The 19220-nt window shown below is 43.4% G+C and carries 14 protein-coding genes; 4 read left to right on the top strand and 10 right to left on the bottom strand.

The window, feature by feature from the left end:
* Positions 1–18: 18 nt before the first annotated feature.
* The 10 genes from H8744_RS17605 to H8744_RS17560 form a co-directional block, all read right to left on the bottom strand.
* Positions 19–495, bottom strand: a complete 477-nt coding sequence (locus H8744_RS17605; protein WP_262436099.1) for a DUF456 domain-containing protein — start codon at positions 493–495, stop codon at positions 19–21.
* Between the two features lie 25 nt (positions 496–520).
* On the bottom strand, positions 521–739 hold the full coding sequence (locus H8744_RS17600; protein ID WP_262436098.1) for a sulfurtransferase TusA family protein: 219 nt from the start codon (positions 737–739) through the stop codon (positions 521–523).
* Complete coding sequence (locus H8744_RS17595; protein ID WP_262436097.1) at positions 736–1053, bottom strand: DUF8442 family protein; 318 nt, start codon at positions 1051–1053, stop codon at positions 736–738. Before H8744_RS17595 ends, H8744_RS17600 begins: the two co-directional genes overlap by 4 nt.
* Before the next feature lie 181 nt (positions 1054–1234).
* Entirely contained in the window at positions 1235–4129 is a 2895-nt protein-coding gene (locus tag H8744_RS17590) for a golvesin C-terminal-like domain-containing protein (RefSeq protein ID WP_262436096.1), read from the bottom strand.
* A 69-nt stretch (positions 4130–4198) separates the two neighbouring features.
* On the bottom strand, positions 4199–4924 hold the full coding sequence (locus H8744_RS17585) for a tyrosine-protein phosphatase (protein WP_262436095.1): 726 nt from the start codon (positions 4922–4924) through the stop codon (positions 4199–4201).
* An 85-nt stretch (positions 4925–5009) separates the two neighbouring features.
* On the bottom strand, positions 5010–7001 hold the full coding sequence (locus H8744_RS17580; protein WP_262436094.1) for a glucosamine-6-phosphate deaminase: 1992 nt from the start codon (positions 6999–7001) through the stop codon (positions 5010–5012).
* A 175-nt stretch (positions 7002–7176) separates the two neighbouring features.
* A complete protein-coding gene (locus H8744_RS17575; protein WP_262436093.1) occupies positions 7177–7956 on the bottom strand; it encodes an amidohydrolase in 780 nt (259 codons plus the stop codon).
* Positions 7957–7981: 25 nt separating this feature from the next.
* Complete coding sequence (locus H8744_RS17570; protein WP_262436092.1) at positions 7982–8539, bottom strand: lysophospholipid acyltransferase family protein; 558 nt, start codon at positions 8537–8539, stop codon at positions 7982–7984.
* A 2-nt stretch (positions 8540–8541) separates the two neighbouring features.
* Positions 8542–8811, bottom strand: coding sequence for a hypothetical protein (locus tag H8744_RS17565; RefSeq protein WP_262436091.1), 270 nt, complete (start codon positions 8809–8811; stop codon positions 8542–8544).
* 80 nt (positions 8812–8891) lie between these two features.
* The gene (locus H8744_RS17560) at positions 8892–11102 is read right to left on the bottom strand and encodes a patatin-like phospholipase family protein (protein WP_262436090.1); all 2211 of its coding nucleotides are present in this window, start codon (positions 11100–11102) and stop codon (positions 8892–8894) included.
* 274 nt (positions 11103–11376) lie between these two features.
* On the opposite strand from H8744_RS17560, the gene H8744_RS17555 reads away from it, so the two are divergent.
* The 4 genes from H8744_RS17555 (at position 11377) to H8744_RS17540 (ending at position 19170) form a co-directional block, all read left to right on the top strand.
* Positions 11377–12552: an efflux RND transporter periplasmic adaptor subunit gene (locus H8744_RS17555; RefSeq protein WP_262436089.1), complete on the top strand. Its 1176-nt coding sequence runs from the start codon at positions 11377–11379 to the stop codon at positions 12550–12552.
* Between the two features lie 14 nt (positions 12553–12566).
* The gene (locus tag H8744_RS17550; protein ID WP_262436088.1) at positions 12567–15710 is read left to right on the top strand and encodes an efflux RND transporter permease subunit; all 3144 of its coding nucleotides are present in this window, start codon (positions 12567–12569) and stop codon (positions 15708–15710) included.
* A 2-nt stretch (positions 15711–15712) separates the two neighbouring features.
* On the top strand, positions 15713–17098 hold the full coding sequence (locus tag H8744_RS17545; RefSeq protein WP_262436087.1) for an efflux transporter outer membrane subunit: 1386 nt from the start codon (positions 15713–15715) through the stop codon (positions 17096–17098).
* 428 nt (positions 17099–17526) lie between these two features.
* A complete protein-coding gene (locus H8744_RS17540; RefSeq protein ID WP_262436086.1) occupies positions 17527–19170 on the top strand; it encodes a diphosphate--fructose-6-phosphate 1-phosphotransferase in 1644 nt (547 codons plus the stop codon).
* Positions 19171–19220 lie beyond the last annotated feature (50 nt).

The raw sequence follows: 19220 nt of genomic DNA, 5'->3' as shown, positions 1-19220 counted from the left end.
AAGATACGGATAATTTCGCTATACTAATGCACGGACGAAACAGAAGATGAACCAACCGCAAACAGCCACTTTCAGAACTGTACCGAAAAGAAAGCCTATGAAAGCACCCATTCCTGCTTTTAGAGCATGATGGGTCTCTTTTCCACCTAATAATTCTCCGATAAATGCACCGGCAAAGGGACCGATGATAATACCCCAGGGAGGAAAAAGGAATATTCCGGCAAAGGTACCGGCCATGCATCCCCATTTTCCCCATTTAGTGCCTCCGAAACGTTTTACACCGAACATAGGTATAAAATAGTCGAGTATTTGAATAGCAATGACCAAAAGAAGCCAAAGGAGAAGTTGGGTAGCGGTAAAATCAACTTTATCCGTGAAGTGAAGTAAAACTAAGGCTACATAGGCAATGGGTGGTCCGGGAAGCATCGGCACGATACAACCTGCCATTCCGACAAGTAAACAGATACAGCCAATGATAATCAAGAAAATGTCCATAGAGTTATCAGATGTTTCCTTTTCTTCATTCTGGTATCGTAAATTGCAAGGTCAGTTGCTCTCCGTCATAAATCTCACGGAAGCCAATGCCTTGTTCGGATAAGTATTCTTTTAAGTCCTGAAATGCATCAGTATGGTTCATTATAATTTCCAGTGTATCGCCCGGATGGGCGATACACATGGCTTTAACGGCCGGGATAAGCGGGCTGTAAGTTACAGTTCCGCGGGTGTCAACGGTGATCATGCTTCCTCCTCAGTTGCTTCCTGGGAATTAAACCAGGTGAGATAAAGTTTGATAAGTTGTTGTAGCCCGAATGCTTTCATGTTATTGTGATAAATCACGTCTATGCAGAGGTCAAGCAAGTCTTTACTGTCCTCTTCCTGACTGGCGATAAGTGAACGTATGTTTAGCTTTAATTTATCGAGAACGGCTTCGTCCACGATTCCGTTACTATCGATCAAATGACGGAATAAAGAATATTTCTCAATTGTTCTCAGGTTTTCTTCGGAAATTTCCAAGCTGCGTGTGCCGCTGGGATTGGCTTGTATGGTATACATGATGTTATTGTTTTAATAGGTTAATGATAGGGGCAAAGATAGAACTTTTTGGGAGAGAATGAACTTTTGGAAAGGAAATTTATAATAAAAGAGTAACTCTGCTGGAAGAGTGGAGCGATTATCTCGAAACCGGACACATGTGTCCTGACATGACAGTACCTGTACTTTTAGTATGATAGGCTTATTCGAAGAATTTTAATATTGCCGCCATAACCGTTGCCCGGTCCTTTTCCGATTGGATACTTTCAAATGGAAAACCCATGACGAAAGTTCGGTAATTGCCTTTGTAAGCGATAGCTGCACTTTGGTTTCCGGGGCTATAGGTGAGTACGGAAAATGCGGGTGATAATGGGACAATGCAGTCTGGTGCGGGTACTGCATACATCTCTTCATTAGGCAAACGGGGAATGGTCAAAGTCTGCCCTAATCCGTTAATTTGTCCCGAATGGCTGTCTTGTAACGAACCCTGATAGCCATATTTCAATATCATTTCCGTAAACTCCCGGTTGCCTTGTGAATTACTCATGTCACTTCCTACGTATGATCCGCTGACCAGGATGTTTCCACCGGATTGGCAATAGGATGTGATGATGCGTTGCATGGGGGAAGAGAATGTTTTATAGTATACCCGGTTGGCTACATCTTCTTTTTCCAGTCCAAGCATGTAGTCTACGATGGGATATTCTTCCAGTTGCACGCTGCCGTTTTCCACAGCTTCGTCACTACACGATACAAAGCTATAACTGCCGGCTGCCTGTATGGCTTTTCCATGAATGAACGGATAGTCGAAAGTGTTTCCCGCTATATGCATTCCTTCGAATTCACCCCCACTGTATCCCAGACTACCCTTTCCCTCTTTTCCGGCTTGTTTCCGATCGAATCCGGTTTGTGTACCGCTTAGTGAGATATTATATAAATAAGGTACACCCGGATCTTGCTCCAGATCGAATCCGGCCGCAGTCGGGGTATTGATTATTGCTGGGCCACTCAGACGGTCAAAGCCATTAACAATCAGTACTCTTCCTTTCTCCTCTTTTGCTTTATAAGCCGACAATATCTCTGAGGGGAAACTTTCACCGCCACGGTTGACGGCTGTTATTTTAAAAGAATAAACCAGTCCCGGTTCTATTTTGACCGTATATGAAGGGTTGCTTACCAATACACCATTGTCAAATCCACCATAGCCGACACGTGTATATACCATATATTCTTTAGGCTGAGCCGTTGGTTCCAGCAAGTCGTTTTCACCTTGCCAGGAAAGTTCCAGCGTATTCTTTTTCTTTCCGAACCGGATAGAGAAATTACTTACCGGCAACGGTTGTACTACATATTCTTTCCCGTGCTGGCTACTCAGAAAGCGGAGTACTCCTTTATAGATGGCGCGGCTTACGGTAAACTTAAAATTCGGATCATGCCCCAGCCGCATATCTGCAAAATTCTGATGAGAAAGTAATTCAATAATCGTCGAAGGTACGGCTGGCAAGCGTGTTTCGCTGTAATTCCGGTTCCACATACTGCGACGTGTCCAAGGCAGGTTGTATGTTGTGCTTACATCATTCTGTATTTGGGTCAGAAGAATATCTGCTAAATCACGTGAAGCATAACGGTCCATTCCCGTATTCAACCGTCCGTTGTTGAAATCAGTCGTATATATTCCCAAAGAGCCGATAATCTCATCCGTTTTACTGCAACCTGCATCACTGTGCAACGCCATAGTCATTTCGAACGGAACACCCAATCCCTGTTGTCCCGGATTGAATATCGATCCACCGGAGAGGTAATTAAGGAGGTTTGAACGTGTATTGATATCATCAATATAATCATTTTCACCTTTGCGACCTCCATAAACTTCGTAAGGCATTCCCGCCCATTGGGCAGAATATCGCGCTCCTTCCAGATACCGGGGCAAGCCGCTGACACTTCCACCGCGTGAGATATTTCCCATACCCCCTCCGAATCGTACGGCATCGGCACATACCACGCCATTTTCTTTGCTTTCGTTGCTGAGAACTACCATGCCATAATCGTTGCTGCCTTTATCAAAGGCGAAAGTACCTAGATAAACCCAGGTTCCGCTGCCTATTTTTTGATTTACCTTAAATTCAGTGACTCCCCCTTTGTGGAATACAAGATATTTGGCATCACTGACACTATTGGGTAAGGTTTGATAGGATACATATACGGCATAGTTTCCTGTTTGTGGAATCGTTGGTATCCATTCTGCAAAAGCTTTGTTCTTTTTCTTTTCCGTCCGGGCATAACGGGAGGTTCCATCCAAAAAAGGATTCTTCCCGTCTTTATAAATACGTTTCTTTTGTGCAAAACCTTTTCCGTCCGCTGTTGCCCAACGAGCTTTCCGGCTTTTCATTTCCAGATATATAGAACCGTTTTTGGTGTCATTGTCTACGATCACTTCATTTTTCTGTGTATCCCGTTCCCGGGGAGTGAAAACGTTAGCCCCTGCATTTTCCAACATAGGAATTACATAAGGAAGAATAAAAGACTGGGTAAACAAATCTTCTGTTGTACAGAACAGCCGGGGACGTTGCCAGCCCCATTCCCCTTTATCATTCTTAAAATATTGTCCGTGACTTTGCCACAGGGCGATATGCCTATTTTGTAACCCTTTGGATATTTCGTAAGGACGGGAGATATTCTTTACCCACGGACTGCCTTTGTAATCGATATTTAATGAAAGACGATCTTTGTCTTTTTTCTTTTTACGATAAGCATTGGGCACAAGATCTTCTATAGGTCTGCCATCGGCATAAACCGTAACTCTGAAGAAACGGACGGGACCGGGTAGGAGATTCTCTATTTGCTCATAGATAGCCTCTACCGTTTCCGGTAAAAACGGTTGGTAGGCAAAACTTTCCGAAGCATCGATTCTTAGTTGTTTTCGTTCAAAATCGATGTTTATACTCTTCAAAGAGGGTGGATTGATTTTTGCAAAAGCGGAAGTATAATTGCTGAAGAATTCATTCAATCGTTCTTCTACATTCTTCTCAATAGCCTGTGCGAATAGCAAATTCGTTCCTGCGACCAGAAACAAAAGGAATAAATATAGTTTTCTCATAAACTCCGGTCTTGTTTGACGATCTCCTACGGATGGGATATCACGTGTGCAAAAATAGAGTAATTTCCGTTATTCCGTATATAATTCACGCAGTTTTTTAATATCGGCTCCAAGGTTATTAACCAGATAGTTCTCTACCCCTCCGTATTCTTTATCCATTACGTGAAAAGCGGTCTCGATATATTCTTTTTTAACCGTGACTAACGGCTTCAGTTCCGGATGCGCCTTTGTGATAAATTCATATTTCTGGGGAATATGCTTGGCAGACAACATATAATCCTCAATAACCGTTTTTCGGTCAACGCCAAGGGCTGAAAGCAAAAGTGCGGCTGCTATGCCTGTCCTGTCTTTTCCTGCCGAGCAATGAAAAAGAAGGGGAGTGTTCTTATTGACTGAAATGATTTTGAAAAACTCGCTATAGGTACTTTGTTGATTTCGGATGATATATCCATAAACTTGCTCCATAACAGTTGCCATGTCGTTTTTGTCAGAACGGGCTATATCACTTATGTCACCAGCTTCAATAGGTAGTTGGATGTATTTTGAAACGGTTTCAGGAAGACGATCCGGTGTGGAACGCTTTTCTTCTTCACCTCTGAAATCAATGACAGTGCGAAGTGGTAAATGTGCTAAATATTCAAGGTCGGTAATTGTCAGGTTGCCCAAATCATCCGAACGGATAAAAGTATTTCTCTTTACATGGTTGCCTTCTATATTTTTGTAACCGCCCAAGTCTCTCATGTTATATGCTCCGGTCATTGGGAGCAGCCGTTCATTTGTATTTTCTTGTTTCATATATATCTGTCTTTAGCATATTAACAAAAGAAGAGTAAAGAGTTCGTCACTCTCTACTCTTCTTTATGATTTATTTACTAAATATTTATAGGGGAACGTACTCTACGAAAGCTTCCATTGCTTCGTAAGATGCCAGACCCAAATTGTCGTATAATGCGGCTGTACCCCGATTACGGTCTTCACTGCGTTGCCAGAACAAACGTTCGTCATTGCCTAGGAATGGTGCGCTTTCCATTTGAGACTGATGCTTCAGGATAGAATTGCGTTTTGCACGAAGTTCTTCCGGACTGATAGGTACTGCCATTTCTATATTCTCAATTTCCCATTCGGCCCATGCGCCTCGGTACATCCAGATGCGGCAGTCTTTCAACCATTTTGCTCCTTCTTCTTTTTCCAGATCAATAGCGGCAAATACGGCATCCGTACAAACACGGTGAGTACCATGTGGGTCAGCGAGATCACCTGCTACAAATATCTGATGAGGTTTCACTTCACGCAACAGGTTGCGGACAATCTCAACATCGGCTTCACTGATCGGATTCTTTTGAATTCTCCCTGTTTCATAGAACGGTAAATCGAGGAAATGGACACGATCCAGAGGAATGTTATTGTAAGTACAGGCTGTACGGGCTTCGCCACGGCGAATCAATCCTTTTATGGTCAGAATATCACGTGAATCCATGTCTCCGTCTTTCTTCTCTTTGAGATATTTGCGGATTTCAATGTATTTATCATTGATAATCTGGTCTTCACTGTTATTGAATATCTGGTTGAAACCGTTGATGAAATGCAGGAATCGGATTACTTCTTCATCACCTACCGCAATATTACCTGATGTCTCGTAAGCCACATGCACCTCATGTTTCTGTTCTACCAGTCGACGGATTGTTCCGCCCATAGAGATAACATCGTCATCAGGATGAGGAGAGAACACGACGACACGTTTCGGAAATGGTTTGGCACGTTCAGGACGATAAGTGTCGTCTGCATTCGGTTTGCCACCGGGCCATCCTGTAATGGTGTGCTGCAAATCGTTAAATATTTTGATATTTACATTATATGCCGAACCGAAAAGAGCCAGTAGCTCACTCAAGCCATTCTCATTGTAATCCTTATTTGTTAGTTTCAGGATCGGTTTCCCGGTAAGCTGGCATAACCAAACTATTGCACTACGGATCAGTTTATCATTCCATTCGCAGGAAGTTACCAACCAAGGGCGTTGAATACGAGTCAAGTTGCTGGCTGCAGAAAGGTCGATGGCTACATGAGCATTATTGTGAGTTTGCAGATAAGATGCAGGTATTGTGTCCGTGATGGCACCTTCTACGCACTCTTTGATCATGCTTGCTTTGTCTTCACCCCATGCCAAAAGATAGATTTTCTTTGCTCCCAATATGGTTGAGACTCCCATTGTAATAGAACTGATCGGAGTATTTTCGATTGTTCCGAATATTTTGGAAGCTTCATTGCGTGATCCGCTATCCAATAAAATCAAGCGGGTCGTTGAATTCAGGCGTGATCCCGGTTCGTTAAAAGCAATGTTACCTACACGACCGATACCCAGCAGTGCAATGTCGATGCCACCGAAACTTTCAATGCGTTGTTCGTAAAGACGGCAATATTCGAATATTGTGTCTTTGGCAATTGTCCCGTCCGGAGTAAATACGTTCTGCTTGTCGATATCTACATGATCGAGCAACATCTCTTTCAAAGCATTGAAATTACTGTTGATAGCTTCGGAAGCTAGCGGATAATATTCATACATGTTGAAGACGATGACATTGCGGAAGCTCAATCCTTCCTCTTTGTGCATACGGATCAATTCGGAATATACGTTACGAGGTGAATTCCCTCCGGGGAGTGCCAGTACGCAGAAACGTCCTGCTTTTTGCTTGTCACGGATTACCTGTGCTATTTCACATGCTATGTGGTTTGCACCTTCCTCAACAGATTCGTAAATGTCTGTAGGGATTTTTTCAAGTCGGGTCAGAACCGACCGTTCAAAAGCATTCTCTGGTCTGTAGTATCTGGGGGAGACCCTGTTGAGAGTGATTTGAGAACTTAAGTTGGTTTTCATAAATTCTTTAATTAAGTAATGTTAGATTAAAGTCGTGCGACTGTTTTTCTGAACGACAAAGATACAAAAGAACTTTATAAATAAAACTACCATGTTGTAGGTATTGTTGATTCCAACGCCTGTTTTTAACGTTTGTTTGTTTAAGTCACTTAACGGCATCGGGGCAGACCGAAACCTACATCCGGAAGGTATCGGCATCCTTCCATACAGGAAATTTCTCGCGGAATTGTTTTAAGGATTGGAGGTCTAACATGGCGGTAGCAATACCTTCCTCTCCGTCTGGTATGGAAACTAATGTTTCACCTTTGGCAGAGTAGATTGCACTTCCGCCATTATATATAAGATGATTGCCATCCGTACCTACCCGGTTGACTCCACAAACATAGCACATGTTTTCCAAAGCGCGGGCACGAAGCAATATGTCCCATGCCAACCGGCGGGGTTGAGGCCAGCTGGCTACATAGATAAGAAGATCGTATTCATTATTGATATTACGACTCCATACGGGAAAACGAAGATCGTAGCACACTAGCAAGCGTATGTTGCAGCCTTTGTATGAAATGATCTGCTTTGAGGACGAACCGGCTGAAAAGTGTTCTCTTTCCCTGCCCATACGGAAAAGATGGCGCTTATCATAATAATATTCATTATCTTCGGGAGTCAGGAAAAAGGCGCGGTTATAATAAAGGCTATGTTCGTTGCAGATGAAACTTCCGCAAAGAGCAAATTGGAATTCCGCTGCCCAACTTTTCAGTGTTTGAATGGTTATGCCGGTTATCGGTTCTGCCAATTGCTGACTATTCATGCTGAATCCGGTAGAGAACATCTCCGGTAGAACAACAATCTCCGTTGTTCCGCGAAGAGTTTCAAGCTTTTCACGGAGCAAACGGAGGTTTTCTTGTTTATTTTCCCAGACAATATCGGTTTGTACGATAGAAATACGTAATTGCTGCATGATATTGACCTTTAACCGTTCATCATTATTCCACTTTGCCGATACTGAAGTTTTCGGGATATTTTCCTTTGAAGTTCTTGAAGTAAAGCTTTATTTCACGCATATCTTTATCTATATCTCCACTGGGAGTAATCATCTTTGTGGCAGAAATTGTTTTTGAAGGATAATCTATGCCGATCAGTACAATAGGTACTTGCGCTTTTAGTGCTATGTAATAGAATCCTTTTTTCCAGTTCGGATTACATTTACGGGTACCTTCAGGAGTGATGGCCAAGTGGAATTGTTTACTGCGTGCAAACTGTTCCGCCATTTGTTCTACCAAAGATGTTTTGTGCTTCCGATCGACCGGGATACCACCTACTGCTTTGAAAATAAGTCCCAAAGGAAAGAAGAACCATTCCTTCTTCATCATGAAACTTGTTTTCCGACCGATGGCTCCGTAAAATAATTTACCGATGAAAAGATCGAGATTACTAGTGTGAGGTGCCGCACAAATGACATATTTATCAAGATCAGGCACCGTCACATTCGTTTTCCAACCCAACAGGCGATAATAAATAAAGCTATAAAGGGCTTTCTTCATTCTTAATTCAATTTCGCGATGGCATCAATAATTTCGTTTACTTTGGCATTGAAGTCAACATGGAACTTTTTATAGAACCCTTTTACATTGCCCGGTTCGGTATGGCTGATACGGCTGACGAAATCGGTCTGCATAAGAAGGATTTCATTCATGAGTTCATCGGCTTTTACTTTATCCGTACCAGGTACAAACATACTATTGACTAAACACTCTGAGAACAACTCCCCAGCAATATAATTTACATTTTTCTTAAGGTTTCTTCTACTTGCCATAATCTCTTAGTTTTAGATGAATACTAAAAATATATCAGCGGTAAAGATAAGTACTTTCTTCGGGCTGAACAAATAATAGATTAAAAATAGAATCCTAGATTTATGTAAAATCCCACTTTCTTGCTTTGGTTGGAGTACCCCAACGATGCTTCCAAGGGACCGAACATGCTGTCATATCCATAACCTAAACTAAAGCCATACATCCATTTGTCTTTCAATATGTCGAAAAAGTTATTGTCTGATACAGCCACATTCCCGATCAAACTGATATAATTTTTACTTCCCATCCGTTGGCGAAGCTTCAAGGCTGCTACGACAATGGAATTGTCTGTGAATTCCAAGTTGTCGATTCCGGCAAAAGGCATTTGTTGGGGCAGGAAACGACCGAAATAATTTCCTCCCAATGCATTGAGATAAGGGTAGGGGACATCTCTACCTATCAATACCCGACCATAAATAGAGGGGAGAAGTGCAAATCGGTTTGTGACTTGGAATGCTTCTGTCCATGATGCATTTAAGGCAGAAAAGGGTGCATGGTCGTTGTATTGCGTAAGATTATCTGTATAAAGGGAATATCCCACTTTGAAGTCTGTTCCTTTGGTCGGGAAATAGCCTTTATCATAGGTATTATAATGTATGTTGGCAAAATAGCTGAAGAAATGTTCCGGTTTTACTACCATATTATATTCAGGCCCGGTATAGAGGAAGTCTTTATATTTGAAATATTCAAATCGTGCCCCGACTGCAAAACGAAGATTATTGAACCATACATCGGAAAAGCTGAATTCTCCTTCATGGTATTTATAGGTTGTATTATAAGCACGGTCGCCATGATTATATATGTTGATGTCATTGTACTCAAACTGATAGGCGAAATTGAAATTACGCATTTGTATAGGTTCCAATGTATAGTCTAAACGCGCCACATAACGTTTTCCGAGTCTGCCTGTGGCAGAAACTTTAGAGGGCACTTTGGTCTTTAGGCTGAGAGTGGCATTCAATAACATGGAAGCTATCTCTTCTGAGTCAAAACGAATGCCCAGATTAATGTTCTTCTCATATTTCTTTTCCAGGAGAAATATGAGGTTGTAGCCTTCGGGAGTATTGGCCAGTTTGTAACTGACGTTTGAATAAGCTTGGCTTCCTCTCAGGATCGATAGTGCCTGTTCCAACTGCTCCATGGTGACATTGCTGTTTTCTAAAAGTTTGCATTTGCGCATCATCCATTTCTTGTCGTCATCTTCGATACCGGAGAACATGATTTCTTTAACAAAGAAATCTTTGGATTCATAAGTGGATAATTCCAGTTCCGGATAAGTAGCTTTATAGTCTTCCGGGATTCCGATCTTTTTTTTCAACGCAATGAGTTCGTTCCACTGGCTACGGGCAGCTTCTTCACCTCGGTGCATCAGCGTATCCAATGCCGGGGCATTGAAACTGGCAGCAGAATATCCTTGTACATCTACTTTGATGTACGTATTAGTCTCTTTGATGTTTTCCAAATAAATCTTTTGTCCGGTCAGGCTGACTATTTGGTTCAAGATGTCGGCTGCACTATTCAGTTCTCCTGCAGTTCGAAGATTATTCTGAACATCGACTCCGATAATGATTTCTGCTCCCATAGCTTTCACCACATCTACAGGATAGTTGTCTACCATGCCACCGTCTACCAATACCATACTGTCCAGTCTGACAGGGGTGAACACTCCCGGAATGGCCATGCTGGCACGCATAGCAGTAGAAAGTACTCCATCATGGAATACTATTTTACTCCCATTTACAATGTTTTCGGATACACAGGCAAAAGGGATGGGGAGTTTGTTGAAATTAATCGAATCATGATATCCTAACGTGAGGTTCTGGAAAAGGTTTTCCAAGTTTTGTCCTTGGATAACTCCTCCCAATGCTCTATCTTTTAACGTTTTGGAGAAAGGAATTGAAATTATGTAAGTTTCTGAGTTTTGTCGCTCAGCCAAGGTTTGTTCGCTTCTTTTGATTCGATCACTTAACAGGAAATTCCAGTTCTGCTCTTTGACCATTTTTTCTAGTTGTTCCGGGGTATACCCTATGGCAGACAATCCTCCGATGATGGACCCCATACTTGTACCAGCTATGTAGTCGATCGGGATTCCGGCATCGCGGATGACTTTTAATGCTCCGATATGTGCTACGCCTTTTGCTCCGCCTCCACTAAGCACTACGCCTACCTTTTTTCGTTGTTGTGCGGAAACTGGTAGAACTAGAAAAAGGCAGGACAATAGAACCAATGTCAAAGATAATTGTTTTTTCATTGTGTGTCTTTGTTATATACTTTATAAAATAATACAAATGTACATGATAATTTGTTTAGTTATGAGGGCATTTATCTCGTTTTATGTTCCAAAAGTCGGAATTGTGGATAAAATCCACAGTCGGCAAAGAAATTCCACAATGTCCCTCTTTACTTGATAAATATATAAAAGGCTGATATTGAGTAATGAAAGATAAACCGTAAGATTTTGGTATAAAACTTGCATTATAAGAAGATAGAACAAACATAAGTTAAATTAAATAATTCGTGTAGTTATGAGATCATTCTTCTCGAAGAAAGAACTGAAAATAAGGAAAAAGAGAACCATTGCTGCTGTTGTTTGCATCGTTTTGTTACTGGGAGGCTATTGGTGGTTTACCCGTCCGCGTAAGGCTTTGCCTGATGTTCCAACTGTTGTGGTGGAAGCTGCTACAAAAGATGATGTGGAGATCTATGGTGAATATGTAGGGCGTATTCGTGCGCAACAATTTGTGGAGGTACGCGCTCGTGTCGAAGGATATCTTGAACAGATGTTGTTTGCCGAGGGTACCTATGTAAATAAGAATCAGGTACTTTTTGTCATTAATCAGGAACAATATCGTGCTAAAGCTGATAAGGCACGTGCCCAATTAAAGAAAGACGAGGCACAGGCATTAAAAGCTCAACGAGATTTTGAACGTATCAAACCTTTGTATGCGCAGAATGCAGCCAGCCAGTTGGATCTTGACAATGCTGAGGCTGCTTATGAAAGTGCGGTGGCTACCGTTGCTATGAGTGAGGCTGACTTAGCTCAAGCGGAACTTGAACTGGGATATACATTGGTTCGTTCCCCGCTTTCAGGACATATCAGCGAAAGAAATGTCGATTTGGGGACATTAGTGGGTCCGGGAGGCAAGTCCCTGTTAGCTACCATTGTGAAGAGTGATACGGTGTTGGTTGATTTTAGCATGACCGCTTTGGATTACCTGAAAAGTAAGGAGCGGAATATAAATATAGGCCAGAGAGATTCAAGTCGTTCCTGGCAACCGAACATAACCATCACTTTGGCAGATAATACGGTCTATCCTTTTAAGGGCTATGTTGATTTTGCCGAACCGCAAGTCGATCCCCAGACGGGTACTTTCTCTGTCCGTGCAGAGATGCCTAACCCGCAACAAGTACTGCTGCCGGGGCAATTCACAAAGGTCAAACTGTTGCTTGATGTACGTGAGGGAGCTATTGTAGTACCTCTGAAAGCCGTAACCATTGAAAAAGGAGGGGCTTATATCTATGTGATGCGTAAAAATTCTACCGTTGAAAAACGTTTTATAGAACTTGGACCGGAGTTTGGCAACAAGGTTGTGGTAGAACGTGGTCTTGCAGAAGGAGAGATAGTAGTCGTTGAAGGTTTCCATAAACTGACACCGGGAATGCAAGTCCGGGTGGTGACTCAGGAATCACAAGGTGAATAAAAAGTATTGAAGTAATGAAGGTTAGTTTTTTTATAGATAGGCCGGTCTTTTCGGCCGTGCTTTCAATCGTAATTGTTATTATCGGTATTATCGGACTGACAATGTTGCCGGTAGATCAGTATCCTCAGATCACTCCTCCGGTTGTGAAAATAAGTGCTTCCTATCCCGGAGCTAGTGCGCTGACTGTTTCTCAGGCAGTTGCTACACCTATAGAGCAGGAGATTAACGGTACTCCCGGAATGCTTTACATGGAATCTAACAGTTCCAATTCTGGAGGTTTTTCGGCAACGATTACTTTCGATGTTTCTGCCGATCCCGACCTGGCGGCTGTTGAAATACAGAATCGTGTGAAACTTGCCGAGTCCCGTCTTCCTGCCGAGGTGATTCAGAACGGGATCTCGGTGGAGAAACAAGCGCCCAGCCAGTTGATGACTCTCTGTTTGACATCTACCGACCCTAAGTTTGATGAGATTTATCTGAGTAATTTTGCTACGATCAATGTACTTGATGTGCTTCGTCGCATCCCGGGTGTGGGGCGCGTGTCGAATATCGGTAGCCGGTATTATGCCATGCAGATATGGGCAGAACCGGACAAGTTGGCGAATTTCGGACTGACGGTACAAGATCTTCAAAATGCCTTGAAAGACCAGAATCGTGAGTCGGCTGCCGGTGTATTGGGACAGCAACCGGTGAAAGGATTGGACGTTACCATACCTATTACCACACAAGGACGTCTTTCGAGCGTCGGTCAGTTTGAGGACATTGTGGTACGTGCCAATGCCAACGGTTCCATTATCCGTTTAAGGGATGTTGCCCGTGTCTCATTGGAAGCTTCCTCATATAGTACGGAGAGTGGTATCAATGGAGAAAATGCGGCAGTACTCGGCATCTATATGTTACCAGGTGCGAATGCTATCGAAGTGGCTGATAATGTAAAAGCTGCCATAGAGGAAATCAGTAAAAACTTCCCCGAAGGGTTGAGTTATGAGATTCCGTTTGACATGACAACTTATATTTCAGAATCGATTCATGAGGTGTATAAAACGTTGTTTGAAGCACTCGTTTTGGTGGTATTGGTTGTCTATCTTTCCTTGCAGAGTTGGCGTGCCACATTGATACCGATTGTCGCAGTGCCTATCTCGCTGATCGGTACGTTCGGATTCATGCTAATCTTCGGCTTTTCGCTGAACATTCTTACTTTGTTGGGATTAATTCTGGCTATTGGTATAGTGGTGGACGATGCGATTGTCGTTGTGGAAAATGTGGAACATATTATGGAGACGGAAAAGCTGAGTCCTTACGAGGCTACGAAGAAAGCCATGCAAGGGTTGAGCAGTGCCTTGATTGCCACTTCATTGGTGCTTTGTGCGGTGTTTGTGCCCGTGAGCTTTCTGGGTGGTATTACGGGACAACTCTACCGTCAGTTTACTATAACTATCGCTGTCTCGGTATTGATATCTACAGTAGTGGCTTTGACGCTTAGTCCGGTGATGTGTTCGTTGATCCTCAAACCGGATAGCGGAAAAAAGAAGAATATCGTCTTTCGTAAAATCAACCAATGGCTGAATATCGGAAATAATAAATATGTAGACATTATCACCCGGATTATCAGAAACCCAAGACGTGTACTGAGTGCTTTCGGGGTAGTATTGATTGCTATTTTGCTGATTCATCGGCTTATTCCTACCAGCTTTCTGCCCGTAGAAGATCAGGGATATTTCAAGGTTGAGCTGGAACTTCCCGAAGGTTCTACGTTGGAACGCACACGGAAAGTCACGGAACGTGCCATCGAGTATCTGGATAAAATACCGTATGTGGCTTATGTTCAAAATGTGACCGGAAGCAGTCCGCGCGTAGGCAGCAACCAGGCGCGAAGCGAATTGACCGTAATCCTGAAACCTTGGGAAGACCGGAAGGAAACCAGCATCGAGAAAATCATGTCCGAAGTGCAAAAGCATCTGAAAGAGTATCCGGAGTGCAAGGTGTATCTCTCTACTCCCCCTGTCATTCCCGGCTTGGGAAGTTCCGGTGGTTTTGAGATGCAGCTTGAAGCGCGTGGGGATGCTACTTTCGAGAACTTGGTACAGGCTACGGATACATTGATGTATTATGCTTCCAAACAGAAGGCGATTACCGGATTGTCCTCTTCATTGCAATCCGATATACCTCAGCTTTATTTCGATGTAGACCGTGATAAAGTAAAGATGCTGGGTGTGCCGTTGGCAGATGTGTTTTCTACGATGAAGGCTTATACCGGTTCGGTTTATGTGAACGATTTCAATATGTTCAACCGTATATATAAGGTATATATCCAAGCGGAAGCACCCTATCGTGAGCATAAGGATAATATTAACCTCTTCTTTGTGAAAGCATCCAATGGGGTGATGGTGCCTTTGACTTCTTTGGGCAATGCATCTTATACGACGGGGCCGGGAAGCATTAAACGCTTCAATATGTTTACTACCGCTGTGATCCGCGGGGAAGCTGCGCAAGGATATAGCTCCGGGCAGGTCATGGAGATCATGGAACAGATTGCCCGTGATCATTTGCCTGATAATATCGGGCTGGAATGGAGCGGACTTTCTTATCAGGAAAAGAAAGCCGGTGGCCAAACCGGATTGGTACTGGCTTTGGTGTTTCTATTCGTGTTCCTTTTCCTGGCAGCGCAGTATGAGAGCTGGACTTTACCGATTGCCGTTTTACTGTCATTGCCGGTAGCTGCGTTGGGGGCTTACCTCGGTGTATGGATATGTGGCTTGGAAAATGATATTTATTTCCAGATCGGCCTTGTGATGTTGGTTGGACTGGCTGCAAAGAATGCCATCCTTATTGTAGAATTTGCCAAAGTGCAGGTGGACCATGGGGAAGACATCGTTGCTGCCGCTATAAGTGCCGCCCGTTTGCGCTTCCGTCCCATTCTGATGACCTCTTTGGCATTTGTGTTGGGTATGCTTCCGATGGTATTGGCTAGCGGACCGGGCTCGGCAAGTCGTCAGGCAATTGGTACGGGCGTGTTTTTTGGAATGATCTTTGCCATTGTGCTGGGCATAATTCTTGTGCCGTTCTTCTTTGTGATGGTATACAAAACGACCTCAAAGATCCGTCACCGTAGTTCCGGAGTAAAAATACCTTTTGCATCAAAACTAAAACGTAACTGAAAATGAAACGAAATACATTATTTATAGCTTTTGCCCTCTTGTTGATGTTGACTGCTTTCTCTTCCTGCAAAGTGGGGAAGAGTTATGTGCGGCCTGATCTTCACCTTCCGGATAGTCTTGCGCAACGGCAAGATTCATTGAGTTTCGGTGATAGAGACTGGTGGGAAATATATACAGATTCCACTCTTCGGGGATTGATTACCAAATCATTGGAATACAATAAGGATATGCTGATTGCTGCTGCCCGTGTGAAGGAGATGGCTGCACAGAAACGAATCTCGACTGCTGCTTTGTTGCCGGATATTAAAGGTACTGTGACCGGTGAACGGGAACTTGAAAACCATGGGGGCGATGACTTTAAACGCAGTGATACATTTGAAGCCCAAGTCTTGTTTTCATGGGAACTGGATCTTTGGGGAAACCTGCGTTGGGCGCGTTCGGCAAGCATTGCGGAATACTTCCAGTCGGTAGAAGCGCAGCGTGCCCTTCGTATGACCATTGTAGCGGAAGTGGCTCAGGCTTATTATGAACTTGTGGCACTCGACACTGAACTTGATATTGTGAAGCAAACTTTGAAGGCCCGTGAGGAAGGGGTGCGTCTGGCTCGCATTCGTTTTGAAGGCGGACTGACATCCGAGACTTCGTACCGCCAATCGCAAGTGGAGCTTGCCCGTACCGCTACCCTTGTGCCTGACCTGGAACGAAGGATTGCCCTTAAGGAGAATGATATTGCCTTTCTTGCCGGAGAATATCCCAATAAAATAGCCCGTAGCGGTTTGCTGCAAAGTTTCAATTTTCCCAAAGAACTGCCGGTTGGGTTGCCTTCCGGTTTGCTTGAGCGTCGTCCGGATGTTCGGCAGGCTGAACAGAAGTTGATTGCCGCCAATGCGAAAGTGGGAGTGGCTTATACGAATATGTTCCCCCGTATTTCACTCACTGGTCGGGCGGGAGCGGAGAGTACCGTACTTTCCGAACTGTTGAAATCACCTTATGCCATCATGGAAGGTGCCTTGTTGACCCCCATTTTCGGTTGGGGAAAGAACCGTGCTGCATTGAAAGCGAAAAAAGCTGCTTATGAGGCAGAGGTGCATAGTTATGAAAAGACCGTGCTGAACGCTTTCAAGGAAACACAGAATGCCATTGTCAATTTCAACAAGATTAAGGAAGTGTATGATCTCCGGGCCAATCTGGAACGTTCGTCCAAGAGTTACATTGATCTTGCCCAGCTACAATACATCAACGGAGTGATCAATTATCTGGATGTACTCGATGCTCAACGTGGGTATTTCGATGCCCAGATAGGCTTGAGCAATGCCATCCGTGATGAACTGATAGCAGTGGTACAGGTATATAAGGCTCTCGGAGGAGGATGGGAGAAGGAAGATTAAAGAGGAACAAATGAGGAAGGTGGTGAGGAAAAGGGGCGTTTGTAATGGAGGAATGAAACATGCTTTTTGAATGAAAGGATATTCCGTTGGTAAATGAAAGGATATTAGGATGTTATATTGTTTTCTTACTACCTTTTGAATAAAAACATCCCCATGTTGTATGTCAAAACATCCGGATGTTGTTATGTGGAACATCCCCATGTTTTTATGCGGAACATGGGGATGTTTTGTGTTTTTATATCAGTAGATAATTTATTGATGAAAGATATTTGTACGATTCACAAAGGGTATTTCTTCCTTTCCCAAACTTCTATTAACTTACATTATTCCCTGCTATACTTTCATATTTCAGAAAAAAACACGAAATTTGCATCGCTTTTTGAATTCTATGATTGAATTTACTATCACCTTTAATATAAAATAAAGAAATGACTAAAAGTGCATTGCAAATCGCAAGGGCTGCTTACCAGCCCAAACTTCCGAAAGCATTGAAAGGGGCTGTTAAGGCTGTAGAAGGCGCAGCAACCCAATCAGTTGCCGATCAGGAAGCTATCAAACAACTATTCCCCAATACGTATGGTATGCCATTAATCAAGTTCGAAGCCGGAGAAGCTATCCAACTCCCTGCTATGAACGTAGGTGTGATCCTTTCCGGTGGACAAGCTCCGGGCGGACACAATGTGATCTCCGGCCTTTTTGATGGTATCAAAGCTTTGAACCCGGATAGCAAACTGTACGGTTTTATACTTGGACCTGGCGGTTTGGTAGACCACAACTATATGGAACTTACTTCTGACATTATCGATGAATACCGCAATACAGGTGGTTTCGATATCATCGGTTCCGGTCGTACGAAACTGGAAAAAGAAGATCAGTTCGAGAAAGGTCTTGAAATCTTGAAGGAATTGGGTATTAAGGCACTCGTTATCATTGGTGGTGACGACTCTAATACAAATGCTTGCGTGTTGGCTGAGTATTATGCAGCTAAAAAGGCCGGTGTACAGGTGATCGGTTGCCCGAAGACAATCGACGGTGACTTGAAGAACGAAATGATCGAGACTTCTTTCGGCTTTGATACGGCTTGTAAAGTTTACTCGGAAGTAATCGGTAATATTCAACGTGACTGTAACTCTGCCCGTAAGTATTGGCATTTTATCAAATTGATGGGACGTTCGGCATCTCATATCGCATTGGAATGCGCATTGCAGGTTCAACCCAACGTATGTATCATCTCTGAGGAAGTAGAAGCAAAAGACATGTCTTTGGACGATGTTGTGACTTATATTGCTAAGGTGGTTGCCGATCGTGCCGCACAGGGTAACAACTTCGGTACTGTTCTTATTCCTGAAGGTCTTGTAGAGTTTATCCCGGCTATGAAACGTCTGATCTCAGAATTGAACGACTTCTTGGCTAACAATGCCGAAGAGTTCTCACAGATCAAGAAGTCTCATCAACGTGACTATATCATCCGCAAACTATCTCCCGAAAACTCGGCTATCTATGCAAGTCTTCCGGAAGGAGTTGCACGTCAGCTTTCATTGGATCGTGACCCGCATGGAAACGTACAGGTATCACTGATCGAAACAGAAAAACTGCTGTCTGAGATGGTTGCAACGAAGCTGGCCACTTGGAAAGCAGAAGGTAAATATGTAGGCAAGTTTGCCGCTCAACATCACTTCTTCGGTTATGAAGGCCGTTGCGCTGCTCCTTCAAACTACGATGCCGATTATTGTTATTCACTGGGATATACTGCATCTATGCTGATTGCTAACGGTAAGACGGGTTATATGTCATCTGTACGCAACACTACTGCTCCTGCCGAAGAATGGATTGCAGGTGGTGTGCCCATCACGATGATGATGAACATGGAACGTCGTCACGGTGAGATGAAACCGGTTATCCAGAAAGCACTGGTGAAATTGGAAGGCAAACCGTTTAAAGCATTTGCTGCTTTGCGCGACCAATGGGCGATGACTACGGACTATGTATATCCGGGCCCGATCCAGTACTTCGGCCCGACTGAAGTATGCGACCAGCCTACCAAGACTTTGCAGCTTGAACAAGCTAAATAACATTGAGTGATAAATGATGAGTGATGGGTGGTGAGCAAACTTATCTGCTA

Origin of the sequence: Jilunia laotingensis, from assembly GCF_014385165.1 — a bacterium.
Taxonomy (GTDB): Bacteria; Bacteroidota; Bacteroidia; order Bacteroidales; family Bacteroidaceae; genus Bacteroides; species Bacteroides laotingensis.
The sequence above is the reverse complement of the archived record's forward strand: the minus strand, read 5'-3'. Positions and strand labels throughout refer to the sequence as shown.